Source organism: Berryella intestinalis (assembly GCF_000814825.1).
Taxonomy (GTDB): domain Bacteria; phylum Actinomycetota; class Coriobacteriia; order Coriobacteriales; family Eggerthellaceae; genus Berryella; species Berryella intestinalis.
The window spans coordinates 1768095-1795020 of record NZ_CP009302.1; the positions used below are offsets into that span (position 1 = coordinate 1768095).

Here is a 26926-nt window from a genome sequence, read left to right on the forward strand (position 1 = left end):
CGTTCGTCACGGTTCGCGGGACGGACGGCCCGAAACGGGGCCGTCCGTCCCGCGAGGCTCTGACGCTAATCGGAGACGACGTAGATCTGCTCGGGAGGGATGCGCACCCACAGCACATCGCCCGGCCGAGGCAGGCGCTCCTCGTGTTCAGCCAGCTTGCTTATGCGCCACACCAGATCGCTTTCGGACAGAAGCTCGCCGTCCTCTGCGAGAGGACAGGCCGAGCCCTCCTTGCCCACCAGATCGACCAGGCACGTTCGGTCGAAGCGGGAATCGATTGCGTGCTTCACCCTCACCTGGAAGCAGTTGACGCCCGGTCCTTCGGCCCGTTCGATGCGAAACGCCCGCACACCCGCCTTCCCGATTCGGGAAGGAAGGGGGCGATCAACGTCGAGTTCGACACCCCATGCCGGGACCCGTATCCTGCCATCTGCGGCGCGCTCGACCGAAACGATGTTCTTGCAGCCCGAAAGCTTGAGCGAGGCGACGGATTTGGGCGAATCGACCAAGTCGGACGATGTTGACAGCTCCTTGATCCTACCCTGCTCGATGACCGCGATCCGATCGCTCAGGCGGATGGCCTCGTCGATGTCGTGGCTCACGTACAGGACCGTCCCCTCGAACCGATCGAACAGAAGCGAGAGGTTCTGCTCGAGCCCCGCCTTAAGGTGCGGGTCGAGGGCCGAGAACGGCTCGTCCAGCATGAGGATGCCCGGTTGGGCCGCCAGCATGCGGGCCAGGGCCACGCGCTGCTGCTGACCGCCCGAAAGCTGGAGCGGATAGCGCTTCTCCAAACCCGCCAACGCGAACCGGCGCACCTGCTCGGCCACGGCCCGGTCCCGCTCGGCGCGCGTCGCCTTCCCCATGCCCGCCGCGATGTTCTGCTCGACGGTCATATGGGGAAACAGCAGGTAATTCTGGAACAGCAGCGCGGTTTTGCGCTGCTGGGCGGACAGGTCGATCCCAGCGGCCGAATCGAAGTACACGGTTCCGTCGACGACGATCTTGCCCTCGTCGGGGGTCTCGACGCCGGCGATGCAGCGCAGCGTCATCGACTTCCCGCAGCCGCTTTCCCCCAGAAGCCCGAGGGTCTCGCTTCCCGCCTCGAACGCCGCCTCGAGCGTGAACGCATCGAGCTTCTTGCGTATGTCGATCGAAATGGCCACGCTAATCCCCCAACCTCTTCTTGAAGCGCTGCGTGCGCGACGAGTACACGTTGATGAGGAGGATCACCAAAAACGACAAGACGATGACCACCAGCACCCAGAACAGGGCGACATCCGACTTGCCGCCCATCCAGTCGAAGTATATGGCGATGGGGATGGTCTGCGTGATCCCCGCATAGTTTCCCGCGAAGAACAGGGTGCAGCCGAACTCGCCCATGGCGCGCGCGAACGCGAGCACCGTTCCCGCCGCGATGGAGGGCCATGCCAAAGGCAGCATGAGGCGGAAAAACACCTTCGCCTCGCCCCACCCCAGCGTCCGGGCCGCATCCAGCATGGCCGCGTCGAGGTTCTCGAAGGCCCCGCGCACCGTGCGGTACATCATGGGAAAGCCCACCACCACGCAGGCGATGACCGCCGCCTGCCAGGTGAACACCACGTCGATGCCGTGCTCGATGAGCCAACGGCCCGTCGCCGTGGAGTTTCCGAACAGAAGGAGCAGCAGGAAGCCGCATACCGTCGGGGGAAGCACCATGGGAACAGTGAACAGGGTGTCCAAGACGCCCTTCAGCCGATCGGAGACCCTCATGGTCGCCCATGCCGCGAACAGGCCCAGGATGAAGATGAACACGATGGCGGCGCCCGTCGTGCGCAGCGACACCCACAGAGGGCTCCAGTCGAGGGACGAGAAGAACGCCGCGACCGCCGCAGCGCCCTCGGGCTTCTCGACCACGATCACATCGGCTGCAGGTTTCAGCAGGCCGGTCTCCATGAACAGGCCGCCCGCGCTTCCGTCGTCGGAGCCGTCCAGGCGGCTGGTCGCGTAGAAGCTCCCTTCCGCCTCCTGGGCGAACCCGTACGAAAACGCACCCGCCAGCACCGTCTTGCTGCTGGTGAAATAGCACGTCTTTCCCGAAGGATCGATGAGCGCCCCGCCGCTCGACGCACCCCGGTCGAGCGCTTCGACCTGCGCGAGGAAGCGGCTTTGGAAGCGCTTGTCGGAGATGTCTACGCCCAGCTCGGAGGCGACCGAAGCGGGAACGTAGACGATGACCGCATCACGGGTTGCAACGAGAGCGAAGGCGCGCTCGGAGGCCATGGGCCACCGGTACCCTATCGAGACCCCGCCCACGGCGCGGTTGGTCCCCTTGTTCTGCCGGGAAAACGACTCGATCCCGAAATCGCAATGCTCGAGCGTGGAGGCGGAGAAGTCCTCGGACACCGACACGACGCCCTCCACTTCGGATGCATCGCCCGTACCTGCGGAAAGGGGCCGCCCCTCCGCGTCCGCGAACACTGCGGGCGAATCCGCCTCGCCCGACGCCGACGCGATCCGCGCCGACGAGGCTCCCCCGACGGGAGTCTCGTCGGCGCACGCGGTCGAAGCGCATGCGGCCGCGAGGAAGGCGGCCGTCAATCCGACGGCGACCAACCTGCCGATCGCACGGGCTGCCGAGCGCCCCGTTGAACAACTACGCACGAGTCCTCCCTGTACAGAAGAAGCACCGGCGAGATGCCGGTGCTTCGGATCCTCTCGAGAACCGACCGCCGATCTACGCGGCAAGCTCGAAACCATATTTCGAGAACACCTTCTGAGCTTCGACGTCCTCCATGCAGAACTTCAGGAAGTCGGCTGCCGCCTGGGAATTCGCAGTGTCGGCGCACACGGCCCCCGGATACTTGATGGCCTTGTGGGTGTCGGCCGGAACCGTGAAGATGGCCTCGATGCCGTCGTAGCGGTACACGTCGGAGCTGTAGACGAACCCGACCTGGGCCTGGCCGCTCGCCACGTACTTGGCGACCGTGCCGACCTTGTCGGCGCCGGCGTTCACCTTGGAGGCAACGGTGTCGGCCCACGTCACGGAGATCTTCTTGGCATCATCCGTTGCCGTGGTGCACAGCCCTGCGGCCTCGAGGGACTGAACGGCGTACTTCCCGGCGGGAACCGCGTTGGGCTCGCCCAGGGCGAACGACGAGATGGAGTCGCCCGCGAGATCGGCCACCGAAGAGACCTTGATGCCGGAGCCGGAAGCGGCGACCAGCACGAGGTCGTTCTTGAACATATCGAGGCGCGTGGACTCGTCGACGGACTTGTTGGAGACGGCCGTGTCCATCGTGGCCGTAGAGGCGGTGATGAGGACGTCGGCCGCCTTGGAATCGGCCTGCAGCTGGCTGACCAGGTCACCCGAAGCCTTGAACTGCGTGTCGGCGAACGTCACGCCCGTCTTGGCCGTATACAGCGCCTGAACCTCGGGCAGGGCCTTCTCCAGCGAGTTAGCCGCGAACACGGTGAGCTGGACCGGCTGGGCAGACGAATCCGACTTCTGGTCCGACGAACCCGCCGACGATCCCGTGCCGGCGCACCCCGTCAACGCGAGGGCTCCGGCCAATGCGACCGAGCACGCCACCGCAACGAGCGCACGCTTCTTCATTCGATGTCCTCCTCTGGTTTTGCTTCCCCCAAATGGGGTCGGATGCGGATCCGACCTCCGCTATTGCATGGTTAAGTATCCCCAGAACGAGGATAATAGTCAATCGAAACTATTCTCTAGTAGAATAAATTAAGGAGCGGACATCACGATGCGGCGGGAGGGTTCCCCGTCTCGATGATGGTCATGAGATCGGCCTCCCCCAGCACGGGCACGCCCAAAGAGACCGCCTTGTCGTATTTCGATCCGGCCGCCTCGCCTGCGATGACGTAGCTCGTTTTCTTCGAGACGCTCGAAGACACCTTCGCGCCGCGCGCCTTCAGCTCGCTGGCCGCCTCGTCGCGCGTCATGCCCGACTCGACCAGCGCTCCAGTCAGCACGAACGTCAGCCCCTCCAGGGTCTGGGCAAGCTCGTTTCCCCCGTCGGCCGGCTCATCGGCCATCACCACGCCGTTCTTGCGAAGCCGCGCGATCACCTCGGCGTTTTTCGGCGTATGGAGAAACGCGCTTATGCTGTGGGCTATCTTGGGGCCCACGCCCTCGACCGCCGCCAGATCCTCCTCGGTCGCCTCCATCAGCGCGTCGATGGTCCCGTACGCTGCGGCGATCGTCTCGGCCGTGGCCTTTCCCACATGCCGTATCCCCAGGCCGAACAAGACGCGCGCAAGCGGGCGGAGCCTGCTCTGGTCGATCTGGTCGACCAGCTTCTTCGCCACCGTACGGCCCAACCGGATGGGCTGCCCCTCCTTGTTGAGGCGCCCCATGTCCAGTGCGGCCAGCTCGTCCTCGTCGAGCGTGTAGTAGTCGGCGACGTCGGTCACGCGGCCCACTTCCACCAAGCGCCCCACGATCTCCTCGCCCATGCCGTCGATGTCGAGCGCGCCCCTGCCCACCCAGTGGATCAGGCGCTCGACCGACTGGGCGGGGCAGTCGATGGAGATGCAGCGGTAGTCGACCTCTCCCTCTTCGCGAATGACCGCGCTTCCGCAGCTCGGGCACGCCTCGGGCATGCGCCACGGAACGGCGCTCCCGGGGCGCAGGGACGCCACGGGGCCGAGGATCTCGGGGATGACGTCTCCGGCCTTGCGGATCACCACGGTATCGCCGATGCGCACGTCCTTACGGACCACCTCGTCTTCGTTGTGCAGCGTGGCCCGCGCCACCGTGGAGCCGGCGACCACGACGGGATCGAGCTCTGCCACCGGCGTCAGCTTGCCGGTGCGGCCCACCTGGACGGTGATATCGCGCAGGACCGTGGTCTTCTCTTCGGGCGGGAACTTGTAGGCGATGGCCCAGCGCGGCGCACGCGACGTGAACCCCATAGCCGTCTGCAAGGCGAACGAATCGACCTTCACCACCACGCCGTCGATCTCGTAGGGAAGCGATTCGCGCAGTTCGAGCGCGTGTTCGCAGAATTCCCTCACCTCGCCTCTCGACGAGCAGCGCTCGACGTCGGGGTTCACATGAAAGCCCGACTCGCCCATCCACGCGAGCAGATCGGACTGACCCGCCGCCGACACGGACGATTCGTCGGCGATGGCGTAGACGAACGTCGACAGGTCGCGCGAAGCCGTCACCGCAGCGTCTTTCTGCCGCAGGCTGCCCGCAGCGGCGTTGCGCGGGTTGGCGAACGCCGGGCGCCCCTCTTCTTCCGCCGCGCGGTTGAGGGATTCGAAGCTCGATTTGGGCATGTACACCTCGCCGCGCACCTCGAGGGATCCCTCGCGGGCTACCCCCTCCAGGCCCTCCGCCCTCAGGCGCAAGGGAACGTCCCTGATCGAACGCACATTCACGGTAACGTCTTCGCCCGTGGTGCCGTCCCCGCGCGTCGCAGCGCGCACCAGGACCCCGTCCTCGTAGGTGAGTGCGATACCGGAACCGTCGATCTTCAGCTCGCAGTTCAGCGCCGGAAGCTCTCCGAAGAACTCCTCGACGCGGTCGAACCATGCGTCGAGCTCGGCAAGATCCATGGCGTTGTCCAGCGAATACATGCGCTTCTCGTGCCGAACCGGGGCGAACTGGTCGCCCACGTACCCGCCCACGCGCTGGGTGGGCGACGACGGGTCGAAGAACTCGGGGTTCGCCGCCTCGAGTTCGCGCAGATCGCGCATGAGCGAGTCGAACGCCGCGTCCGATATCTCGGGGGCGTCCTTGGCGTAGTACAGGTAGGTATGGTGCTCGACCTCGCGCCGCAGCGCCTCGATGCGCTCGCGCACCTGCTCTTTGCCCTCCGTCTCGCCGCCGTCGAACAGGTCCAAGGTTTCGTCGCTCACCTGAAACGCCTTCCTATCGAAAAGAAGCCACCCGCTGGATGGCCGAGCCCAGCTCGTCGATCACATCTTCGGGGATCACGCCGATCGAGGTCCGCCGATCGGCCGCGAGGCGCCCGGCCTCCGCATGGAGCAGCGCAGCCGTCGTAACCGCGCACAGGACATCCCCCTGCCGCTGCGCCGAAAGCGCCGCCGCCATTCCCGCAAGGACATCCCCCGTCCCCGCCTTCGCCAGCTCGGGCCCTCCCTGATCGATCGCATACGTTTCGCTTCCGTCCGAAACGAAGGTGTCGGGGCCCTTCAGGCACACTATGGCACTATAAGCTTGCGCCAGGCGCTCGCAGAACCTCCACGGAGGGTCTGACAGAAAATCGCCAGGAAGCCCGGCCGCCTCGGCCAGAAGCGCGGCTTCGCCCGCATGGGGCGTGAGCACCGTGGCGACCCCCCTGCCCGCTCGGAGACGCAGCGCGCGCCGCATCTCGTCGCATGCCGCCAGACCGAGGGCCCCGCCATCGACGACCACGGGGCACGCGGCCCGATCGAGCGCAAGCCGAAGCAGGCGGCCGCACTCCCCGGCATCGCCTGCGGCATCGAACCCGCACCCCACCAGCACCGCCAGCGGCCTTCCCGGACCCGATTCCAAAACCGGGGGATCCCATTCGCCCCGATCGGACACGACCAGCGAGGGGCCTGCTATCCGAACGGGCAGAACGGCCGGGGCGGACACGACCGCCTCGACGTATCCGGCGCCCATCCGCTGGGCGGCGCGCGCCGCCAGGACCGCCGCACCGGGATATCGCGGGCTGCCGGCCACCACGACGACCTTCCCCCGCGCGTACTTGTGCGTGTCGGAGGCGGGAAACGGCAGCAGGTCGGCGGCCCGCCCGATCGTAAATCCCATCGGCCGCGGCCTTTCGCGATCCGGGCTGTCCGGCAAGCAGCCCATGGCTACAGCTCGTCCAGGATCTTGCGCGTCTCCTTGAATTTGCGCGCAAGCTGCCGTTTCTGATCGACGCGCTCCTCGGCGACGCGCACCGAGCGCTCGGTGATGGCCAGAGCGCACGCCACCGCGTCGGTATGGGTGAACGAAAGGGACAAGGGCATCTCGCGCACGCCAAGCTCGTCGGCCACCTCTTTCGCCGCGCCGTACAGCTTGACGCAGGGCCTGCCCGAAGCCAGGCGCCCCACCTCGATGTCGCGCACGCCTATGCCGCGCGAGAACCCGGTGCCCAGCGCCTTGACCACCGCTTCCTTCGCGGCGAAACGCAGCGCGAAATGGGTGGCGGGGATGGACGACCCTTCGCAGTACGCGCGTTCTTCGTCCGAAAAGACCCGTTTCGAAAACGCCGGGCTCCTTTTGAGGATCCGGCGTATGCGGTCGATCTCGACGATATCGACGCCCAGACCCACCGTGCCGTCGGCGAACGAAGCCGATTGGCGCGCAACGGCCTCGAGCGCCTCTTCGCGCGTTTGCATCTCGGCTCCGATGTCGCCGGCCGCCGTTCGCTCGTTTTCGCCCATGTGTTCCTTACTCGACCGTCACCGATTTTGCAAGGTTGCGGGGCTGATCGACGTCGCACCCGCGCATAACGGCGATGGTGCGGGCCAGCAGCTGCAAAGGAACGCTCGCCGTGATCGCCGAGAACGCGTCGCGCACCTTCGGAATGTAGATGACGTGGTCGGCATGAGCCTTGATGTCCTCGTCGCCTTCCGTGGCGATCGCGATGATGGTCGCCCCACGCGCCTTGCTCTCCTGCATATTGGAGACGGTCTTATCGTACACGGGGCTCTTCGTCGCGACAACGATTACGGGGAATCCCTCGTCGATAAGCGCAATCGGACCATGCTTCATCTCGCCGGCCGGGTACGCCTCGGCGTGCAGGTAGCTGATCTCCTTCAGCTTCAGGGCACCCTCGCGCGCAATGGCCGCCCCCATGCCGCGGCCCACGAACAGGGCGGAGCGGGCCTCGGCGCAGGCGCGCGCCGCCTCGTTCACCTCGTCAGCGTGGGCCAAAATCCATTCGACCTGCTCGGCGGTATCGGCCAGCTCGCGGAAGAGCAGGCGGATCTGGTTCATCTTGAGCTTCCCCTTGGCCTGGGCCAGCAGCAGGGCAAGCAGCGTAAGGCTCACGATCTGACCGAGGAAGGACTTGGTCGACGCCACGGCGATCTCCTTGTTCGCCTTCGTGTAGATCACGCCGTCGGATTCGCGCGCAACGGGAGAGCCCAAAACGTTGGTGATGCCGAACACGCGCGCGCCCTTCACACGGGCGTCGCGGATCGCCGCGAGCGTGTCGGCCGTCTCGCCCGACTGGGACACCGCCACCACCAGCGTGGTGGGCGTGATGATGGGGTTGCGGTAACGGAACTCGCTTGCAGCCTCCACCTCGGTGGGGATGCGCGCCCAGCCCTCGATCAGCTCCTTTGCCACCAGCCCCGCATGGTAGCTCGTCCCGCATGCGATCACGTACACGCGATCGATCAGGTCCAGCTCCTCGGGGCTCATGCCCAGCTCGTCGATTTCCAATCGGCCGTTCACCAGGCGCCCGGCCAACGTATCGCGGATGACGCGCGGCTGCTCGTGGATCTCCTTCAGCATGAAGTCGGGGTATCCGCCCTTCTCGGCGACGTCCATATCCCAGGTGATGTGCGTCACCGTCGGCTCGATGGGGTTCAGCGCCCCGTCGAAGAACTCGATGGCGTCCCCGTCCATCCGGACGAACCAGCCGTCCTCGAGAACCACCACGTCGCGCGTCGCGTCGATCATCGCGATCGCATCGGAGGCCACGTAGCACCCGTCCTCGGCCTTCCCCACGATGAGGGGGGAGTCCTTGCGCGTCGCCACGATGACGCCCGGCTCGTCGGCACAGGTCACCGCCAGCCCGTAAGAACCGACGACCTGTTCGGTCGCGGTGCGCACGGCGGCCAAAAGGTCGCCCTCGTAGGCGTCTTCCACCAAATGGGCGACGGTCTCGGTATCGGTGTCGCTGCCGAATGCGTAGCCGCGAGATGCCAGGTCGTCGCGCAGTTCGGCGAAATTCTCGATGATGCCGTTGTGCACCACTGCGATGCGCCCGTCGTTGGAGGCATGGGGATGGGCGTTCGCTTCGCTGGGGCGGCCGTGGGTGGCCCAGCGGGTGTGCCCGATACCGCAGGTTCCCACCACTTCGCTTTGCTTCACGGCGGATTCGAGCTCGGCAACACGGCCCTTGCGGCGAACCACGTGCAGCGAGCCCTCGTTTTCAACCGCGACGCCCGCCGAATCGTAACCGCGGTACTCGAGCCGCTTCAAACCTTCAAGCAAGATGCCCGCAACCTGCCGAGAGCCGGTATACCCAACGATTCCGCACATGGGATCTCCTTCATGTCGTGCCGCACCGCCGTTAAGGCGGGGTCTTAACCGACCCATTGTACCGAGACGAACGCACTGTCTGCGCCCGTCTTGATCAAATGCGGGGATAAACCGATAAGCGGACAGTTGGGAGCGCCCGAAAGCGAAAGCAGTTTTCGTCGGATCCCGCCGAAAACCGACCGCATCGCGAAAGGCGATCGGTTGGGAATCGACCTCAAGCCCGATGGCCCGCCGATAGAACGGGCTTCTAGCCTGTCGTCATTCGGAGACGCAACAACTACGTTAGGAGCCCTTATGAGACGATCGGACACCCTGTCGGCACAGCGCGCGAAACACCCTCCGCAGCGGCGCCTCGCCGCGTTCCTGGCCGCCTCGCTTGTCGCGGTTGCCGCATGGGCAGCCCCCTCCGCCGTCCCGGAAGGGCTCTGCGTGACCGTACCGATAGAAACCGTCCAGGCCGATAACGGAAACGCACGAAACCCCCTGGTCATATCGACGGGACTTTCGTCCGATCCCTCCATCGCCGAACACCATATGAACGTGAGGCAGCCCGCGCGACTCGTCGACAGCCAACCTGCGGCCAGCAAAACCACCCATGTCGCCAAACTGTACGCGAACGACGAGCTGGTCGGAGGCGAAGCCACGCTCCCCATCCTCAGAGGCGGCCTCCACAGCTTCTTCGGATGCGACGACTTCGCCACGCAGGGAACCACGTTCGAGTTCGAGGGGCGCACCTGGAAGCCGGGCGACAAGATCTCGGCCACCTTCGAGTACCCCTGCGTCGGCGTGTACGAGAACGAGCCTATCGGCGCGAGGTTCTCCATCGCCGGCACGTACGTCAAGATCTGGCCCAAGCTGGACTGTCCCGTCATCCAGCTTCCCGACCTGCTCTACGCGGGAGGGTATCTGTTCAACATGCGCGACACCGACATGAGCATCGAGTTCTTCTACTGCTCGGACAAGCGGCCCGTCGAGTTGTCGGGCAGCTACCTAACCTTCTGCTCCCTCAACTACTATCCCCCCTCCAAGGTCGAAGACTATCCCGACCTTCCCGCATCGGGCGACATCTGCTCGGAAAGCGTCCTCGTTCCCGCAAAGGACACGAAAAAGATCGCCCTGTCGCAGCAGACCAATATGAGGACGAAATCCGTGACGATAGGGGGCACCGAGTACATCCACGCCTACCCCGTCAGCAACGAATTCGAGGACCATCTGGGAAAGCCCACGTACACCAAAAACGCCGTCACCCTGTATCAAGACGGGCGGTTCACCGTCAAAGCCCCGTTCACCGGCTGGTTCAGCTTCGCAAGCGCCAGCCTTGGAGCCGGAGCCCCTCCCGCGCCGCAGAAAACGGCCGATCGGGAAACCGTCGTTGCGGGCCAGCCCGTCGTATGGGATGTCAGCCAGAAGGTGGGCACGCTCGGAGAAGACGTCCTCAGCAGGTACAGGCGCTTCGAAATCGTCGATCATCTGCCCGATGCACTGGAATACCGAGCCGCCAAAGTCGTGAAGGAGCAAAACGGCAAGAAAGAAGATGTGACCGGCGCCGCCGGGAAGCTGGAATGGAACGCAGAGCGCAAAGAGCTCTCGTACCGGTTCGACCCGGCCTGGCTCGCCGGCTCCATGCCGCTCGCGGGAGAAACGTACCATCTGGTCATCGAAACGTCGGCGAAAGGCGATGCCGAGGCCTCCACGGTCGAGAACACCGCCGAAACGCTCATCAACCGGCACCGCGCAGATGCGAAGGGGTCGGTGCGGATAGAGAGGCCCGAGCCTCCCCAGCCGATCGATCCGCCCCAGCCGCCGTCTCCCCCCGTGACCCCCGATATCGTTCCCACAACGGGAGACCTCGTCACCGCGCAGAAGCATTCGGTTCCGGCTTCGGGGACGCCCGTGAAAGCCGGCGACGAGATCGAGTATCTCGTCACGGTGGAAAACACGGGAAGCGCCCCCAGCGCCCGCACCCTCGTACGCGATCCCGTCCCCGAAGGAGCCTCCTACGTCGAGGGCTCGGCAACTGCGCAAGGCGCCTACGTCGAGGCGTCGGATCGCAGCGGGGCATACGTGGAGTGGACCGTGCCGAGCCTTCCGCCGCACAAGAGAATCGAGCTGAGATTCCGCGCAACGGTATCGAAAGAGGCCGCTCAGAACAGATCCGTCATCCTGAACACCGCGTTTTACGGCGGCTGCGACCCCTCGACGAAGCCGGGAGATCCCGCAAACGGGCAGCCGAACAACGCGACCAGCACCACCGTCCACCCCGTCGCGGAGAAAGCGCATGCACCCGCCCAGCTCCATGTCGTGAAGCGATCGGACCCCCGCTCCGGAACCCTCGTGAAACCAGGCGACACCATAACGTATTTCATCGACGTCTCCCATAAAGGGTCGCCTGACAGCGACGCCGCAAGCCAAGTGCGCGTCGAAGACCCCCTCCCCGACGGATGCGAGCTGGTCGAAGGCGGTCTCCCCGACGGACACTCCGCCTCCTTCGACGCATCGAGCCGCACTGTGAGCTGGATTATCGACAGGATAGAACCCGGATCTGCAACCACGCTCTCCTTCACGGTGCGCGTCAGCGAAAACCCGGAAGGGAGCATCGACCACCTCGACAACCAGGTGCGCTATCAACCCGGTTGGAAGAAGGGCGACCCCCTGCCGAACACCTCGAACACGACGCGCCATCTCATCGCCAAAGGAGACGAGCCGGCAAAGGACGATCGCGGCGACGGGAAGCCCTTCGACAAGACGGGCAACGCCCTGATCCCGTATTGGTGGGTCGCCGGGCTCCTCGGCCTGATCGCGGTCGGATGCGGGTCCGTCTTCTTGACCTGCGAGCTGAAAAGGAGGCGCATGTCGGGTGGCGCGCTTAAGATACCGCGCCGCAGATAAGCGGCGGCGAAGACCCGTCGAGGGCCGAGCTGCGCGGCGGCTCGGCCCGACGCCGACCTCCCGAAAGCTCGAATGGGCATCGGCGACGATCGGGATAACGTCGGCGGCGCTCCTTTCGGCGGTGTTCCTCGCGCCGTTGGCAAGCGACCTTGCATCATCGCCCCCTCGGCCCGACGACCCCTCCGCCGAAAGCGGCTGGTTCGCGCCGATAGCCGAGCAAGTTCGCGGGGAAGGCAGCGGGGCGGACGGGGCAGGCGGCGTCCCCGTCGTCGATTGGGACGCCTGGAGCGCAGCGAACCCCGACATCGTCGCATGGATCCACGTTCCCGGAACGCATATCAGCTATCCGGTGGCGCAGGCCCCCTTATCCGATCCGCTGTTCTACCTCGACCACGATGCGTGGGGCCACCCCGATCCGGCGGGATGCCCCTACCTGGACGCCGCCTGCGCCGCCGAGGGCCTCGACGCCCGGCACGTGGTGATAAGCGGGCATAACATGGGATGGTCCGACCGTCTTTTCGCCGACTTCTCCCGGTACGCCGATATCGGCTTCGCCCGAGATCATCGCACCGTGTACCTGCTCTCGCGCGACGAGGTCCGCGTCCTCAGCGTATTCGGGGCAAGAACCATGCCGGGCTCGAACCCCGAGAAGCTCCTGCGGTTTTCCGATGGGGACGCATTTTCAGAGTATCTTGCAACGGTGCGGGAGGGTGCTGCCTTCGTCCTCGACGAAGACGAGGCCCATCCCGCAACCAGGCAGCTGTTCACATTCTGCACCTGCAGTTACCGGATGAGCCCCGAAAACGAAAGGACCCTCGTCTATGCCCAGCCCGCGTAAGTCGGACGGAAGCGAAGCGGCTCTGCTACCGATCGAAGCCCCACATGCGAACCTCGGGCTCCAACAGCACGCCCGACTCGTCGAACACGGAATCGCGGACCAGCCCGATCAGCCCTCGAACATCCTCGGCGGTAGCGCCTCCCGTGTTCACCACGAACCCCGCATGCTTCCTCGACACTTCGGCCCCGCCGACCGCAACGCCCTGCAAGCCCGCATCCTGAATGAGCTTGCCTGCATAATGTCCCTCGGGGCGCTTGAACGTCGAACCGGCGCTGGGCATCTCGAGGGGCTGCTTGGCGCAGCGCCTCTGCGCAAGGTCGTCCATGCGCGCCCGAATCTCGTCCCTGTCACCGGGATCGAGCTTCAGAAGCACGGCCAGCACGACCATGCCCTCGTCGTCCATACGGCTGTGGCGATACCCCCAGTCGGCCTCCGCCGCGCGAACCTCGTGCAGCTCGCCTTCGCGGGTCACGCACGCGCACGAAAGCGCGACGTCGGCGAACTCGCCCCCGTAGGCCCCCGCGTTCATGATCGCGGCGCCTCCCACCGTGCCGGGTATCCCGCTTGCGAACTCGTATCCGGTCAGGCCAGCCTCCAGAGCCGCCTGGGCCACCGAAGCGTTGCTGGCCCCCGCCTGAGCCGAAACCAGCCCCCGTTCGTCCACATGAATCTCGGAGAAGTTGTCGGACAGCTCCATAACCACGCCGCGCAAGCCCGCATCGGCCACCAGAAGGTCGCTGCCCAACCCGATGACATGCAGGTCGACGCCGCCCTCCCGGCACAGATCGACCACGGACTTCACCTGTTCGACGGTCGTCGGGCGAACCAGATAGTCCGCAGGTCCCCCGATCTTGAACGTCGTATGGGAAGACAGGGGCTCGCCCACCAGGACCGCATCCGATCCGAGGGCCGAAACGAGCTTTCGTTCGAAGTCAGAAGCCATAAGGGATCCTTACTCGACGGGCTTCGCCGCAGGGCGCGGCCCCTCGAGGGGAAGCAGGTCCTCGTCAGGCTGAGCATCGTGATCCCCTTCGACCACGCTGCCGTCCACGCCCACGATGTCCTCGCGCCCGGGAAGCACCATGTTCAGCAAGATGCCGGCGATGGAGCCGACGGCCAAACCGGACAGCGATATGGTGACCCCCGCGATCGCAAAGGAGATCGCACCCGCCTGGCTGTACGAGATGCCGACCGCAAAGCCGATGATGATAGCCGTGATGAGCACGTTGCGGCTCTTCATGAAGTCGACGTTGTTCTCGACCAGATTGCGGATGCCCACCGCGGAGATCATGCCGTACAAGACGATGGAAACGCCGCCGACGACGCAGGCGGGCATCACCTCGATAAGCGCGATGAACTTGGGGCAGAAGGAGAACAGGACCGCGAACGCCGCCGCGATGCGAACCACCCGAGGGTCGAACACCTTGGTGAGCGCGAGCACGCCCGTGTTCTCGCCATACGTCGTGTTCGCGGGAGCCCCGAACAGAGACGCGGCGATGGTGGCCAAACCGTCTCCCAGAAGCGTGCGATGCAGGCCCGGCTTGGCGATATAGTTGCGGTTAACAGTGGAGCTGATGGCGGAAACGTCGCCGATGTGCTCGATGATGGTGGCGAACGCGAGCGGAACGATGGTGATGATGGCCGTCACCGCGAGGCCTGCATCGAAATTCTCGTTGAACAAACCGAAAACGGTTTTGTCCCAAGCAAGGGGAATGCCGATCCAGGCCGCGTCTGCGACGCGAGAGAAATCAACCAACCCGAGCACAGCGGCGGTGGCGTAGGAGACCAGGACGCCGATGAGGATCGGGACGATCTTTATCATGCCCTTACCCCAGATGTTGCACACCACGATGGTGGCGATGGCGACGAGGGCCACGGGCCAGTAGGTCTGGCAGTTGTTGATAGCCGAAGCCGACAGGCTCAAGCCGATCGCGATGACGATGGGGCCGGTAACGACCGGGGGGAAGAAGCGCATGACGCGCGCTGCGCCGAACACCTTGAACAGGCAGGAAAGCACCAGATAGAGCAAGCCCGCACACGCGACGCCCAAACACGCGTAAGGCAGAAGCTCGGCCTCGCCGTTCGGGGCGATGACGGCATACCCTGCAATGAAGGCGAACGACGACCCCAGAAACGCGGGGACCTTGCCCTGGGAAAGCAGATGGAACAGCAGCGTGCCCAACCCGGCGAACAGCAACGTGGTCGAGACCGGCAGCCCCGTCAGAACGGGAACCAGGATCGTCGCGCCGAACATGGCGAACATATGCTGGAATCCGAAGAGGACCATCTTCGGGGCGCCCAGCACCCGCGCATCGTAGATCGCGTCGGGATTGTCCTTCGATCCCATGGTAGGAATTTGATTGTCGCTCACGCTTGCTTCCGCCTTCCGTCCGAAACCGATATACGCGGCCGCACCACGCGACCTTCGATATTGTGCCACGAACATCGGCTCGGCTTTTCCGCAAATCCTAAGCTCACAGCATCGCCCGAAAACAACGGAACGTCAACGCGGTTCGGAAGCGGGAAACGCGGCCGGGAAGCGGGTCGGCGAAAGCGTTACAGGGTTCCGGCTGCGCGAGCGGCTTCGACCTCGGCAAGCGCCTCGGGGGGTGCAAACGAGCAGGTTCCGTCGCCCATCTTGACAACCTCGATGGAATCCCCCGCCTTCACCTCGCCGCCCTGCAGCACCACCGCGAAAATGCCCTCGCGCGGGAAGATGCAGTCGCCGGCAAGGTAGTAGATCGCGCAGCGCGTATGGCACACCTTGCCGATCTGGCTGATCTCGACCAACAGATCGCCGCCGATCCTCAGCTGGGTCCCCAAGGGAAGCGAGAGAACGTCCAGACCCTCGGTGGTGAAGTTCTCGCCGAAATCGCCCTCTTTCACATCGAGGCCCATACCCTGCGCCTTGACGATGGATTCCTGGGCGAGAAACGACACCTGGCGGTGCCAATCGCCGGCATGGGCATCGTTTTCGAAGCCCCACTGCTCTTTGACCATCTGCGGAACATCGCCTACAGGGGTCTTGCGCGTGCCCTTGCGCGTCGAAATATTGATGGAACGAACGAATGCGCCGCTCGATGCACTATCCATGAAGCATCCCCGTCTCTCTGGCCTCAACGAATCCGTCTCTGCTTTATAGTCAGACAAGATTAGTACCCACAAACTATATCACCGCATCGATCCATTCTCCTTCATGGAAAGGCTCCGTCATCTCCTCGCCCCGTCTGATACCGATTCGTACCTTTCGGCTCGAATCCTCCACCTGACAACCCAGCTTCCACTTGACGCCTTCCCCTGCATTCGTATAATCACATGAATAGATGTTCATATGATTATGCAACAAGAGGGAGGTCGTCATGAGCGCGCGAGGAAACCCCGACGAGGCCGTCGACCTGAACGAGGGCATACCCGAAGAGGAGTTGCTGTACGAATTAGCCGACCTGTTCAAGGTGTTTTCCGATACGACGCGTATAAAGATCCTGTTCGCACTGATGGAGAGCGAACGTTACGTGGCCGACATCGCGGAAGCCGTCGGAGCCACGCAAAGCGCGGTCTCCCATCAGCTGAGGATCCTCAAGCAAGCGCATCTGGTGAAGTTTCGCCGCGACGGGAAGAACATCGCCTACGCCCTCGCCGACGACCATGTCCGAACCATGCTGGCCCAGGGCATGAGCCACATCTGCGAATAAGACAAGCACGGGAAAGGAAGCAACGCTATGAAAAGGGTTTTCAAACTCGAAGGTGAGATCTGCCCGAACTGCGGAGGGAAGATCCAAGACGCCATCAACCGACTCGACGGCGTCAACGAGGCCAAGATCAACTTCCTCACGCTGAAATTCACCCTCGACGCCCAAGACGACCGCTTCGACCAACTGCTCGACGAATCGAAACGAATCTTCGACAAGATCGAGCCCTCCTGCTCGATCGTCGCATAACCGCCCGACGATCCACCGAGGAACCCCATGAGCCCCCGACAGAAGAAAACCCTCATCCGCATCGCCGTCGCACTCGCTCTGTTCGTGTGCTTCCAGCTCATCCCCTTCGAGGCGCTGGCCGAGCCCCCCGCAGACCTGTATCTGGAATTCGCCCTGTTCCTCATCCCCTACCTTCTGGCCGGCTACGACGTTATCGCGAAGGCGTGGCACGGCATAACGCACGGGCAGGTGCTCGACGAGAACTTCCTCATGACCATCGCGACGCTCGGCGCGTTCGCACTGGTGCTGTTCCCCGAAAGCGAGCCCCACATGGCCGAAGGGGCGGCGGTCATGCTGTTCTACCAGCTGGGAGAATGGTTCCAATCGTATGCGGTGGGCAAATCGCGCAAGTCCATCGCCGCCATGATGGATATCGCGCCCGATTACGCCAACCTCGTCTCGAACGGGCAGGTGAGCCGGGTCGACCCCTACTCCGTGCATCCGGGCGACACCATCGCCGTCAAGCCGGGCGAGCGCATCCCCTTGGACGGAACGGTGATCGAAGGAACGTCCCAGCTGGACACTTCGGCCCTCACCGGCGAAAGCGTCCCGCGCATCGTCGAGGCCGGCGCCGAGGTCATCAGCGGCTGCGTCAACATGACCGGGCTCCTGCATATCCGCGTCGCAAAGCCCTACGACCAGTCCACCGTGCAGAGGATCCTCGAGCTGGTGGAAAACGCCAGCGACCGCAAGGCCCGCACCGAGAACTTCATCACGCGGTTCGCGCGTTACTACACCCCCATCGTCGTGGCGCTTGCGCTGGTCATCGCCTGCATCCCGCCCCTGCTGCTCGGGCAGCCCTGGTCGGAATGCGTGAAGAGCGCCCTGATCTTTTTGGTAGTGAGCTGCCCGTGCGCCCTGGTCATCAGCGTTCCCCTCTCGTTTTTCGGGGGGATCGGAGCCGCATCGCGCGCCGGCATCCTGGTGAAGGGGTCGAACTACCTCGAGGCGCTCGCTTCGGCGGAAACCGTGTCTTTCGACAAGACGGGGACCCTGACCAACGGGACCTTCAACGTCGTAGCCATCCACCCCACCTCCGATATCGACCCCGACCTCGTCCTGTCCGTTGCGGCGCACGCCGAGGCCTACTCCGACCATCCCATCGCGCTGTCGCTGCGCCGCGCCTACAGCGGGCAGATCGACGCAGCGCGCGTCAGCGAGGTGACCGAGAAAGGCGGCCATGGGATACGGGCCCTGGTAGACGAGCATATCGTCGTAGTCGGCAACGATACGATGATGGCGGGCGAAGGCGCGTCGTGGGATTCGTGCGACCTTGCCGGCACCGTGCTGCACGTGCTGTTGGACGGGACCTACATCGGCCACATCGTCATAGCCGACGTAGTGAAGGAAGACGCGCGCGCAGCCCTCGACGACCTGCGCCGATGCGGCGTGAAGAAAACGGTCATGCTCACCGGGGATCGCGAGGAGGTCGCATGCGCGGTCGCCGAGGAACTGGGCGTCGACGAATTCAGGGCCAAGCTCCTTCCCGCCGACAAAGTGGATATAGTGGAGGAACTCCTCGCCTCCACAAGCGAGCGCGGGAAGCTCGTCTTCGTGGGAGACGGCATAAACGACGCCCCCGTGCTCATGCGCTCGGATATCGGCATCGCCATGGGAGCTTTGGGTTCCGGCGCCGCTATCGAAGCCGCCGACATCGTGCTGATGGACGATCGTCCCTCGAAGATAGCGCTCGCAATCCGCATCGCGCGCAAGACGATGCGGATAGTAAAGCAGAACATCGCGTTCGCCATCGGAGTGAAGGTGCTCGTCATGATACTGGCCCTTCCCGTTTTCGGGATCGCCAACATGTGGATGGCCGTCTTCGGCGACGTCGGCGTGTCCGTGATCGCCATCCTGAACGCCATGCGCGCACTCAGGATCTCGTAGGGAAAGCCTCCGCAAACGGGCTGCGCAAGCCCCTTCCCTCTTGCGGTCGCCCTACCCCTCTGGGACCCCCGCAAGCGCATCGCGCAAGCTCCCGGAGCCGATTCGGCCCCGTCCGAAAAAACGCGGCCCCGAACTCTGTCGGGGCCGCGTCGCATGCAAAGCGGTTTTGAAAGCCGAGATCGACCGTTACTCGGAGGCCTTCGGGGCGTCGTCTCCCGCATCGGAAGAATCAGCCGAGCCGGAAACATCCGACGGGCCTTCGGCAGCCGTAGCCGGCTGCGCAGCGTCGGCTGCAGCCTCGGGCTGGGAGCCCATCGCGCTCGCGTCGACCTCGACCTTGATCGTGGGCTGAACGGGATCGGCCGCGGGCTCGACCGGTTGCTGCGCCGGAGCCGCAACCTGCCCCTCGTCCGAAACGGCCGCAACCCCTGTCACGGCGGCCCCAGCCGCAGCTGCGGGAACCACAGCGCCCATCCCCTGAGGCTGGCCGGCAACCGGAGCGCTCGGAGTCGCCGCCTGGGAAGCACCCGACGGGTCGGGATTTCCCCAAGCCTGCTGAGAGCCGTCGAAGGGCTGAGGCTGTTGGGGGTTTCCGGGGCGAGAGAAGTTCTCGAACGGAGCCGGATCGTTCTGGCCGCCCCAATGCGGAACGTCGAACTGACCGACCCAGTAGCCCAGAGCGCGGGCCTGCAGGGCCTCGACGATGGTCACGCACACCAACATGATGTACATCCAGATGGTGAAGAACAGACCGCCGACAAGAAGCGCGCTGATCACAGTGCCGACACTGCCGCTCGAGCTGCCGCCCTGGGCCAGGGCAACGAACCCTCCGGCGAACATCGCCAGGAAGATGAGCATGAGCAGACCGAAAACCAGAGTGAGGATGAAGCCGATCACGATGCTGGCGAGGACGGTCATCCCGAATATGCGGAGGATCCCGCCGCCATCGGCGCGCAGCATGCTCCACAGCTTCCCAACCTGGAAACCCGAAGACAGGTTGTCGTAAATGGAAACGCGCATGTTGGCCGCCCACTGGAAGAAGCACAGGCCCAGCGAAAGGGCGATGCCCAGCAGGTACAGCAGTCCGCCCGTTGTCAGGCTGCCGGCAGAGATCGCAGGCGACCCGATCGACGAGAGCGTGCCGTACGGCGCATAGCCGCCGGAATTCACGGAACTCGCAAGCAAGCCGGCCCAGCCGATCCCCAGGGCGCCTTCAGCGAAGGTGAAGACGATATAGGGAAGGATTCCCACGACGATGCCGATCACGAAGATGAAGAAACCGCGGCGATACAGTTTTCCGTCCTCGTTGGCGAAGATGCGGGCGGGAAGCGGGTTGCGCACCCCCCACGCGATGTCGCGCGCCCAGCCGTAGAGATATCCCATCACCACGATAGCTCCGAAAATGGGGATGAGCGATATCAGCGCAAGCAGCATCATCTTTCTAAGCCATCCCTCTGACTTGGTCAGATCGTTCCATGCTGTTTGGAAGTACTTGATCTGCATGCCAACTCCTTCACTCGATTGGCGTTTCACGCCCGCGTTTTCGCGGGCGCGTTCTCTCACGTTCCCATGAGAACATAAAAAGCTGACGGCAACCTTGCACGGCTTGAAACTTTTCTCAAAAAAGCCCTGTTTTGGTCGACGAATCAGCCGAAGAGCCGCGCGGCTAAGCCAAAACAAAAAGAGGGGACCCGCAGGCCCCCTCCGAACAACCGCGAAGATGCGGCTTTACTTCAAGGTGACGGCAGCGCCGGCTTCCTCGAGCTTGGCCTTCATCTCGTCGGCCTTCTCCTTGGCAACGGCCTCGGCGATAGCCTTGGGAGCGCCCTCGACAGCCTCCTTGGCCTCCTTCAGGCCCAGGCCGGTGATCTCGCGGACGGCCTTGATGACGGCGATCTTGTTGTCGCCGAAGCCCTCGAGGACGACGTCGAACTCGGACTTCTCCTCAGCAGCTTCGGCAGGGGCGGCGGCAACCGCGACAGCGGCGGGAGCAGCAGCGGAAACGCCGAAGGTCTCCTCGATCATAGAAACGAGCTCGGAAGCCTCGAGAAGGGACATCTCCTTGAGGGCCTCGATGATTTCTTCTTTGGTAACAGCCATGGTACTTTCCTTTCAAAGGGCCGCCTGTGCGACCGCATTTCGTTGACTTAAGCGGCTTTCACGCCGCCGGTGCTGCACATGTTATGCAGCGGGTTTCTGCTCGGAGACCTGCTGGATCGTGCGGGCAAGACCGCTGGGAACGCCGTTGATGGAAACGGCGAGGCCGCGAGCGACGCCGGAGATGGCGCCGGCGATCTGGGCGAGCAGCTGCTCGCGCGAAGGCAGCGACGCAACGGCGTCGAACTGGCCGGCGTTGACGAAGTCGCCGTCCATCATGCCGCCCTTGATAACGAGCTTGTCGTTACCCTTGGCGAACTCGGTCAGGGCCTTGGCGGACGCAACGGGGTCGTTCTTGCAGAACACGAAAGCAGAGGGGCCTTCCAGGACCTCGTCGAGGTTGGCCATGTCGAGCTCTTTGAGGGCGATGCGCACAAGGGTGTTCTTGTACACCTTCATGGACGCGTCGGCCTCGCGGATGTCGCGGCGAAGGCCTTCGACCTCCTTGACGCTCAGGCCGCGGTAGTCAACGACCCAAACGGCCTTGACGTCGGCCAGATCCTCCTTGATGGAAGCCATCATCGCTTGATTCTGTGCGTTGGGCATGCAGTGCACCTCCTTTCGTTTGCCGATCGGTTCCGCTCCGATTTCGGGTGGAGCCGCTCGTGAAAACGAAACGACCCCCGCCATCGAAAGACAGCGAGGGTCGGCACATACGTATCGCATGACCACCTCGGCGGGCCGCGATCGCGTTTAAGTCCCGAAGGACACCAGCTGTCTTTGGTAGCGGAACGGTTTACGTTCGCGCTGCAGAAAAGCAGCCGTTACATATTACCCGATTTCCCATCCTTGTCAAGCCTCGAGCCCACCGCCTTGAAGGGCGGCGACAGGGGCTTCTGCCTCATTGCCCGTCGGTCGATTCGATGAGGTCGAGCATCTCCTGCTTGCTATGGACAGAAAGCTTCGTATAGACGTGCTTCACGTGGCTTCTAACCGTGTTTTCCGAGATGATGAACGTGTCGGCTATGTATCCTTTGCTCCGCCCCCGGGCAAGCAGCTCGAGGATCTCGGTTTCCCGGGCGGTAAGCTTGAACCGCCGGGCCAACGCGGCGCAGCGCCTTTTCAGCGAATCCTCCTCGGGCGACCGGTCGGATAACGCAACCTGCCTGTCGAGGTCGCTTTGCATCGCGCCTATCCTTTGCGCGGGACTGTCCCCATCGAACACGGTCTCGAGGTCGGAGAACACCAAGGATCCCCCGGATCCCGTCTTGTCCAGGAACAGGATCTTCACGATGACGATGGCCCAAACCGCAAGCGAAGCCACCAGCACGGCGTCCGAAAAGGCCCTCAGCTCCTGGCCGAAAATGGAACCCGCCGCGAACGGCAGCGCATACGACACCCACCCGACCGCGAACACGGCCAGAGGATCGAAGGAGCTGTGGCGCGCGATATCGGCCAGCATCAGGAACAATATGACGATCAGAAACGTCTGGGCGGTCCTCACGAGGGCGAGCACATGGTTCAGCGCCAGCACGTCCAGATACGGCGAGAACACCAGCCCCGTCGTCATCAGTATCAGCACGAGATTCCACGAATGGCCGACGTCGAGCCTCCCGCCCCGCAGTACCCAGGCGCATAAACCCCCTGCGAGCAGTACCTCCGACCCATGGTTGAGCAAGATCGAAGACCTCAGGCCGATGGGTATATCGGCCAGCAGAACCGATTGCACGATACCCACGGTGAAGCTGTAGAGCGCGACGCCGAAAAACAGCGGGAGCAGCGATCCGACCGTTCGGCGGTTGAAGTACACGAACGGAACCTCATCCGACGCGCTCCCCGAACCCACCTTCGACAGGCTTCCGAACACCAAGAAGGGCAGCGCCGTCAGCACGACCGCGGCGATCGGAACGGGCGCGAAGTCGATCAGGAGCTTACCCGCCGACCCCACCGCCATGCTCACGAAGATGAGCGGCGCCGAATAGCCCAGATCGAGCGTGCTGTAGAACTTCCCCCACCTCAAGTAGGCCCACGCGGCCCCGGGACCTCCCAGCAGCGCCCCGGAGAACACCGCAACGGAAGACGCCCCCTGCAGGGGAAGCGACAGGAGGGCGGCGGATGCGACCATGCAGAGAACCGCGGCAGCGTCCATGATGCGCGCAATCCGATCGGAGACGGGGCCTCGGCCGAAACGCGCGATCAGGATCAGCAAAAACGCCGAAAGGGACACGTACATGACGCCCATGACCGAAACGTCTTCGGCCAGCACCGGGCGATGAGTCACGCAATACACCCACATGTGCACGAACATCAGCCCAAGATGGCTGGGCCTCAGCCTGTCGAAAAAACCCATCCGCATCCCCCGACGAACCGCACGGAAAACAAGCGGCCCGACCGCCGCGTCGCGTCCATTGTAGCCTACGCAAACCGCTCGCCCGAACCAGCGGGCCGAACAACCGGGGCAGCATAGCGCCTGATGAGCAAATATCCCCCGTTTCGGGCGATCGGCTGCTCCCCTTGCACAATCCGAATGCCCCGTTTCGGGCGTTTCGGGCACCGCACTCGGAAACCTACCCTTCTCCTGCGGGCGAAAAGGAGGCCCGACGCGGGGTCCCGAGGGGGGATCCCGGCAAACGACGAAAGGAAAAAGGAGGGTCCGATGGAAGGAAACCATCGCGCTGCGCGCTGCACAAAACGCAGCAGATCGACGTTCACGAAGATCGTCTCGATCGCACTGAGCGTCTCGCTCGCGCTCTTCGGCGCTTCGGCGCTTTTCGGCTGCGCCCCGAAGAGCTCTAACAGCGCCCAACCCAGCTACCATGCGGGAACGTATACGGGAACGGGAACGGGCAACGGGGGCGATATCGTCGTCGAGGTGACGTTCAGCGACCATGCGATCGAGTCCATCGACATCGTATCGCAGTCCGAAACCCCCACCATCGCCGCAGGGGCCCTCGAGGACCTTCCGAAGCGCGTCGTCGAAACGCAGAGCCTCGGATTGGATGCGGTCTCGGGAGCCACCATGTCCAGCATGGGATTCATGAACGCCGTGGCCGATGCCGTTCAGAAAGCGGGAGGCAACGTCACGTCGCTCAAGAAAACGGGCGCGTCCGAAACGAGCAAGGAAGCCCAGGAGCTTTCCGCCGACGTCGTGGTCGTGGGGGCCGGAGGCGCCGGCATGTCGAGCGCGATCCGGCTCGAGGAGCTCGGCAAAAGCGTCATCCTCGTGGAGAAAACCTACCGCTTGGGCGGTTCGATATCCGTGAGCGGGGGAAACCAGGTGGTGCAAGGGAGCAAGCTCCAGGCCGAAGCGGGCGTGACCGACGACTCCGCCGCATCGATGGTGGAGGACTTCCAGAAAAACGGCGAGGGCCTGTGCGTTCCCGAACTCATCGACCTGTACGCGAACAACGTCGGACCGACGACCGACTGGGTAAACGAATACTGCGGCGTTGAGTACAACATGAAGGGCGGCTTGCACGACCTCGCCGAGTACAGCCACAACCGAGAGCTTGCATACGAAGGCGGCGGAGCGGGCGCGACCGAAAGCCTCAGGAAAGCGGTGGCGGATTCCGGGGCAACCGTCCTCACCGACGTGCACGCCAATAGCCTCATCGTCGAGGACGGCGCCGTGCGCGGCCTGAAGGCGACGGGCAACGACGGGACGCCCTACACCCTCCACGCGAGCGATGTGATCCTCGCCACCGGTGGATACGGCCACAGCGACGAATGGCTCAGCGACGAGCTGAAGACAACCTCCCTGTACTACGGGCTCTCTTCGTCGACGGGAGACGGGCTGACCATGGCGACCGCGGAAGGCGTCGATGCGGCGACCCTCATGCTCGACTACGCCAAGCGCTACCCCAACGGCGTCGAAGTCTCGAAGGGCCGCGCTAAATCGACGATCGACGGCAACATCTTGGTGTGGCCCATGAGCACCATCCTCGTGAACCCCGAGGGAAAGCGCGTCGTCAACGAGAAGGCTAGCAACCACACCATCCTCGAGGCGGAGCTGGAACAGACCGGCTCGATGCTCTACCTGCTCATGGACCAGGAGAACTTCGATACCTGGAGCACCAAGCTGAAAGACACCGGCTTCAACGAGAAAGCCGTCGAGGGATACCTCGAGGCGAACGGCACCTCGACCCCCATCTTCGCCCATGCCGACAGCCTCGAAGAGCTCGCCGGCATCGTGGGTATGGATCCGGCAACGCTGAGGGCCACCGTCGACAAGTACAACGCCTCCGTCGAGGCGGGGTCTGACGAAGAGTTCGGGCGCAGCGGGAAGTATCTCGAGCACAAGATCGGAGACGGCCCCTACTACCTGGTCGAACAGAAGCCCCGCTACGCAACCACGATGGGCGGCCTGGTTGTGAACACCTCACTGCAGGTTCAGAACACCAAGGGCCAGACCATCCAGGGCCTGTACGCCGCCGGCGAGGTCGTAGGCGGGGTCATGGGAAGCAACTCCCCGTCGGGAGCCAACAACGGATGGGCCCTCACTTCGGGCAAGCTTGCGGCAGAAGCGATAGCGAACAGCTAAGCCGCATCTTCCCGACCGAAGCCAACCAACGAGAAGGAGGCTGCGCGTGATCTCACGCAGGATGTTTCTGAAAGCAGCGGGAGCCTGCGCGGCGGGAGTCCTCGCCGCCCCGCTCGCGGCCTGCTCGCGCCTCGATGCGGCGGTCGCCCCCGCCCTCGTCCCAGGCGCCCAGCCGGCGCGACGCGCCGCCTTCCTTTTCGATACCGCGATCGCCATCGAGGCATTCTGCGACGAGGACCTGCTCGATCGCGTGATGGATCGCCTGCAGTACTTCGAGGACATCTTCTCCCGCACCAAGGCGGGATCCGACGTGTTCGCCATCAACCACGCAGACGGGATGCCCGTAACCGTTCACGAGGAGACCGCCGACGTGTTGGCCAAGGCCCTCGGGTACAGCGCCGCCTCCCAGGGGATGTTCGACGTCACTATCGGCTCGGTCACCGAGCTATGGGATTTCAAGAAGGGGATCTCCCCCGACCAAGACGCCCTCGAAGCCGCCCTTCCCCACGTCGACTGGCGCACCGTCGGCATCGACGGGCTCACCGTCACGCTCACCGACCCTGACGCGAAAATCGACCTGGGAGCGATCGCCAAGGGGTACGCAACCGACGATATCGTCGGGATGCTCGTGCGGGGAGGATGCGAAAGCGCCCTCGTCAACATGGGAGGAAATGCATTCGCACTGGGATCGAAGCCTTCGGGCGACCCGTGGAGCATCGGCATCCAAGACCCCAACAGCGTGCGGGGGACGGTGCTGGCAACGATCCCCGCCGCAAACCTCTCCGCAGTCACCAGCGGAATCAACGAGCGCAGCTTCGAGGAAAACGGCGTCTTGCGCCACCACATCCTCGACCCCCATACGGGAATGCCCTTCGAGACCGAGCTTGCAAGCGCCACGATACTGAGCGGGAAATCGGTCGACGGGGACGCCTGCTCGACCATCGCCTTCCTGCTGGGAGCCGACCTCGGAGAGCGGTTCGCGCGGGAGCACGCCGGCGCTTCCGCCCTGTTCGTCGACAGAAACGGCCGATCGAGCGCAAGCCGGGGATTGGAGGTCTCATGGGCGTAGCGGATAACGGCGGAACCTTCAGCGCAGACAGACCCCGCTCCCGCAGAAGCTTCCTGTTCATCGCCGGAGCGCTGGCAGCGGGCCTGATCGGGATCGCAGCCGACAGGGTCTTTGCCAGGGCGGACGGGAGCGCGGAGAAAACGGTCGAGGTGACCGATGGGGACGGGAACGTCCACCGGTTCCCCCTCGCAGTCGACGGCCGGCATTCCATAACCAGTTCGCTCGGAACGAACACCATCGCGATAGAAAACGGGTTCGTCCGCATGGAATCGGCCGACTGCCCGAACCACGATTGCATCGACCAGGCGCCCCTTTGCGATGCGAGCGGGGCGATCATATGCATCCCCCACCGCCTCATCGTGCGCGTGATCTCGACCGAAGAGGGCCGGTCGGACTCCGCATTCGCGTAAGCGGC

The 26926-nt window shown here is 64.1% G+C and carries 22 protein-coding genes; 8 read left to right on the forward strand and 14 right to left on the reverse strand.

The features are described from left to right. Positions 1-65 precede the first annotated feature (65 nt). The 7 genes from JI75_RS07795 to glmS all read right to left on the reverse strand — a co-directional run bounded on the left by JI75_RS07795 (position 66) and on the right by glmS (position 9214). Complete coding sequence (locus JI75_RS07795; RefSeq protein ID WP_039690038.1) at positions 66-1166, reverse strand: sulfate/molybdate ABC transporter ATP-binding protein; 1101 nt, start codon at positions 1164-1166, stop codon at positions 66-68. Position 1167: 1 nt separating this feature from the next. Next, a complete protein-coding gene (modB, locus tag JI75_RS07800) occupies positions 1168-2643 on the reverse strand; it encodes a molybdate ABC transporter permease subunit (RefSeq protein ID WP_240993163.1) in 1476 nt (491 codons plus the stop codon). 73 nt (positions 2644-2716) lie between these two features. Continuing rightward, complete coding sequence (modA, locus tag JI75_RS07805) at positions 2717-3595, reverse strand: molybdate ABC transporter substrate-binding protein (protein ID WP_039690040.1); 879 nt, start codon at positions 3593-3595, stop codon at positions 2717-2719. 143 nt (positions 3596-3738) lie between these two features. Further along, entirely contained in the window at positions 3739-5850 is a 2112-nt protein-coding gene (ligA, locus tag JI75_RS07810) for an NAD-dependent DNA ligase LigA (protein ID WP_039690826.1), read from the reverse strand. A gap of 28 nt (positions 5851-5878) precedes the next feature. Further along, entirely contained in the window at positions 5879-6763 is an 885-nt protein-coding gene (locus JI75_RS07815) for an NAD(P)H-hydrate dehydratase (protein WP_039690827.1), read from the reverse strand. A gap of 47 nt (positions 6764-6810) precedes the next feature. After that, complete coding sequence (acpS, locus tag JI75_RS07820; protein ID WP_240993164.1) at positions 6811-7383, reverse strand: holo-ACP synthase; 573 nt, start codon at positions 7381-7383, stop codon at positions 6811-6813. A gap of 7 nt (positions 7384-7390) precedes the next feature. Beyond that, a complete protein-coding gene (gene glmS / locus JI75_RS07825; protein WP_039690041.1) occupies positions 7391-9214 on the reverse strand; it encodes a glutamine--fructose-6-phosphate transaminase (isomerizing) in 1824 nt (607 codons plus the stop codon). A gap of 294 nt (positions 9215-9508) precedes the next feature. On the opposite strand from glmS, the gene JI75_RS07830 reads away from it, so the two are divergent. Both JI75_RS07830 and JI75_RS07835 read left to right on the forward strand, forming a co-directional pair. Then, complete coding sequence (locus JI75_RS07830; RefSeq protein ID WP_039690042.1) at positions 9509-12103, forward strand: DUF7927 domain-containing protein; 2595 nt, start codon at positions 9509-9511, stop codon at positions 12101-12103. Further along, complete coding sequence (locus JI75_RS07835; RefSeq protein ID WP_082019881.1) at positions 12072-12941, forward strand: class B sortase; 870 nt, start codon at positions 12072-12074, stop codon at positions 12939-12941. The genes JI75_RS07830 and JI75_RS07835 overlap by 32 nt, the downstream gene beginning before the upstream one ends. A 25-nt stretch (positions 12942-12966) precedes the next feature. Here the strand turns inward: JI75_RS07835 and murB are convergent, their stop codons facing one another. The 3 genes from murB to JI75_RS07850 all read right to left on the reverse strand — a co-directional run bounded on the left by murB (position 12967) and on the right by JI75_RS07850 (position 16034). After that, complete coding sequence (murB, locus tag JI75_RS07840) at positions 12967-13884, reverse strand: UDP-N-acetylmuramate dehydrogenase (protein WP_039690043.1); 918 nt, start codon at positions 13882-13884, stop codon at positions 12967-12969. A gap of 9 nt (positions 13885-13893) precedes the next feature. Beyond that, positions 13894-15288 (reverse strand): uracil-xanthine permease family protein, encoded by a 1395-nt coding sequence (locus JI75_RS07845; protein ID WP_173405196.1) that lies wholly within the window; start codon positions 15286-15288, stop codon positions 13894-13896. A 209-nt stretch (positions 15289-15497) separates the two neighbouring features. Further along, positions 15498-16034 (reverse strand): MOSC domain-containing protein, encoded by a 537-nt coding sequence (locus JI75_RS07850; protein ID WP_039690047.1) that lies wholly within the window; start codon positions 16032-16034, stop codon positions 15498-15500. A 266-nt stretch (positions 16035-16300) separates the two neighbouring features. Between JI75_RS07850 and JI75_RS07855 the strand changes: the two genes are divergently transcribed. Genes JI75_RS07855 through JI75_RS07865 form a run of 3 tightly spaced genes read left to right on the forward strand, consistent with a single transcriptional unit; the run spans position 16301 to position 18805 of the window. Continuing rightward, the gene (locus JI75_RS07855; protein WP_039690049.1) at positions 16301-16633 is read left to right on the forward strand and encodes an ArsR/SmtB family transcription factor; all 333 of its coding nucleotides are present in this window, start codon (positions 16301-16303) and stop codon (positions 16631-16633) included. Between the two features lie 27 nt (positions 16634-16660). Next, positions 16661-16879, forward strand: coding sequence for a heavy-metal-associated domain-containing protein (locus JI75_RS07860; protein ID WP_039690050.1), 219 nt, complete (start codon positions 16661-16663; stop codon positions 16877-16879). Positions 16880-16906: 27 nt separating this feature from the next. Continuing rightward, positions 16907-18805, forward strand: coding sequence for a heavy metal translocating P-type ATPase (locus tag JI75_RS07865; protein ID WP_039690051.1), 1899 nt, complete (start codon positions 16907-16909; stop codon positions 18803-18805). Positions 18806-18991: 186 nt separating this feature from the next. On the opposite strand, the gene JI75_RS07870 is transcribed toward JI75_RS07865, so the two are convergent. The 4 genes from JI75_RS07870 to JI75_RS07885 form a co-directional block, all read right to left on the reverse strand. Beyond that, entirely contained in the window at positions 18992-20308 is a 1317-nt protein-coding gene (locus tag JI75_RS07870) for a DUF4013 domain-containing protein (protein ID WP_052241700.1), read from the reverse strand. Between the two features lie 225 nt (positions 20309-20533). Beyond that, the gene (rplL, locus tag JI75_RS07875) at positions 20534-20905 is read right to left on the reverse strand and encodes a 50S ribosomal protein L7/L12 (protein ID WP_039690053.1); all 372 of its coding nucleotides are present in this window, start codon (positions 20903-20905) and stop codon (positions 20534-20536) included. 81 nt (positions 20906-20986) lie between these two features. Further along, complete coding sequence (gene rplJ, locus JI75_RS07880) at positions 20987-21508, reverse strand: 50S ribosomal protein L10 (RefSeq protein WP_039690056.1); 522 nt, start codon at positions 21506-21508, stop codon at positions 20987-20989. 295 nt (positions 21509-21803) lie between these two features. Further along, complete coding sequence (locus tag JI75_RS07885; RefSeq protein WP_039690058.1) at positions 21804-23252, reverse strand: response regulator transcription factor; 1449 nt, start codon at positions 23250-23252, stop codon at positions 21804-21806. A 306-nt stretch (positions 23253-23558) separates the two neighbouring features. Between JI75_RS07885 and JI75_RS07890 the strand changes: the two genes are divergently transcribed. The 3 genes from JI75_RS07890 to JI75_RS08860 are packed head-to-tail and all read left to right on the forward strand — an operon-like array spanning position 23559 to position 26921. Beyond that, positions 23559-25442: an FAD-dependent oxidoreductase gene (locus JI75_RS07890; protein ID WP_052241701.1), complete on the forward strand. Its 1884-nt coding sequence runs from the start codon at positions 23559-23561 to the stop codon at positions 25440-25442. Positions 25443-25488: 46 nt separating this feature from the next. Continuing rightward, complete coding sequence (locus tag JI75_RS07895) at positions 25489-26511, forward strand: FAD:protein FMN transferase (RefSeq protein WP_144299295.1); 1023 nt, start codon at positions 25489-25491, stop codon at positions 26509-26511. Next, positions 26502-26921, forward strand: a complete 420-nt coding sequence (locus JI75_RS08860; RefSeq protein WP_052241703.1) for a NusG domain II-containing protein — start codon at positions 26502-26504, stop codon at positions 26919-26921. Before JI75_RS07895 ends, JI75_RS08860 begins: the two co-directional genes overlap by 10 nt. Positions 26922-26926: the final 5 nt, after the last annotated feature.

Bases quoted from the DNA above. Each gene is read 5' to 3' on its own strand.
- modA (WP_039690040.1), bottom strand. From the start codon at position 3,595: ATGAAGAAGCGTGCGCTCGTTGCGGTGGCGTGCTCGGTCGCATTGGCC.
- JI75_RS07815 (WP_039690827.1), bottom strand. From the start codon at position 6,763: ATGGGATTTACGATCGGGCGGGCCGCCGACCTGCTGCCGTTTCCCGCC.
- acpS (WP_240993164.1), bottom strand. From the start codon at position 7,383: ATGGGCGAAAACGAGCGAACGGCGGCCGGCGACATCGGAGCCGAGATG.
- glmS (WP_039690041.1), bottom strand. From the start codon at position 9,214: ATGTGCGGAATCGTTGGGTATACCGGCTCTCGGCAGGTTGCGGGCATC.
- JI75_RS07830 (WP_039690042.1), top strand. From the start codon at position 9,509: ATGAGACGATCGGACACCCTGTCGGCACAGCGCGCGAAACACCCTCCG.
- murB (WP_039690043.1), bottom strand. From the start codon at position 13,884: ATGGCTTCTGACTTCGAACGAAAGCTCGTTTCGGCCCTCGGATCGGAT.
- JI75_RS07845 (WP_173405196.1), bottom strand. From the start codon at position 15,288: ATGGGATCGAAGGACAATCCCGACGCGATCTACGATGCGCGGGTGCTG.
- JI75_RS07850 (WP_039690047.1), bottom strand. From the start codon at position 16,034: ATGGATAGTGCATCGAGCGGCGCATTCGTTCGTTCCATCAATATTTCG.
- JI75_RS07855 (WP_039690049.1), top strand. From the start codon at position 16,301: ATGAGCGCGCGAGGAAACCCCGACGAGGCCGTCGACCTGAACGAGGGC.
- JI75_RS07860 (WP_039690050.1), top strand. From the start codon at position 16,661: ATGAAAAGGGTTTTCAAACTCGAAGGTGAGATCTGCCCGAACTGCGGA.
- JI75_RS07865 (WP_039690051.1), top strand. From the start codon at position 16,907: ATGAGCCCCCGACAGAAGAAAACCCTCATCCGCATCGCCGTCGCACTC.
- JI75_RS07870 (WP_052241700.1), bottom strand. From the start codon at position 20,308: ATGCAGATCAAGTACTTCCAAACAGCATGGAACGATCTGACCAAGTCA.
- rplL (WP_039690053.1), bottom strand. From the start codon at position 20,905: ATGGCTGTTACCAAAGAAGAAATCATCGAGGCCCTCAAGGAGATGTCC.
- rplJ (WP_039690056.1), bottom strand. From the start codon at position 21,508: ATGCCCAACGCACAGAATCAAGCGATGATGGCTTCCATCAAGGAGGAT.
- JI75_RS07885 (WP_039690058.1), bottom strand. From the start codon at position 23,252: ATGGGTTTTTTCGACAGGCTGAGGCCCAGCCATCTTGGGCTGATGTTC.
- JI75_RS07890 (WP_052241701.1), top strand. From the start codon at position 23,559: ATGGAAGGAAACCATCGCGCTGCGCGCTGCACAAAACGCAGCAGATCG.
- JI75_RS08860 (WP_052241703.1), top strand. From the start codon at position 26,502: ATGGGCGTAGCGGATAACGGCGGAACCTTCAGCGCAGACAGACCCCGC.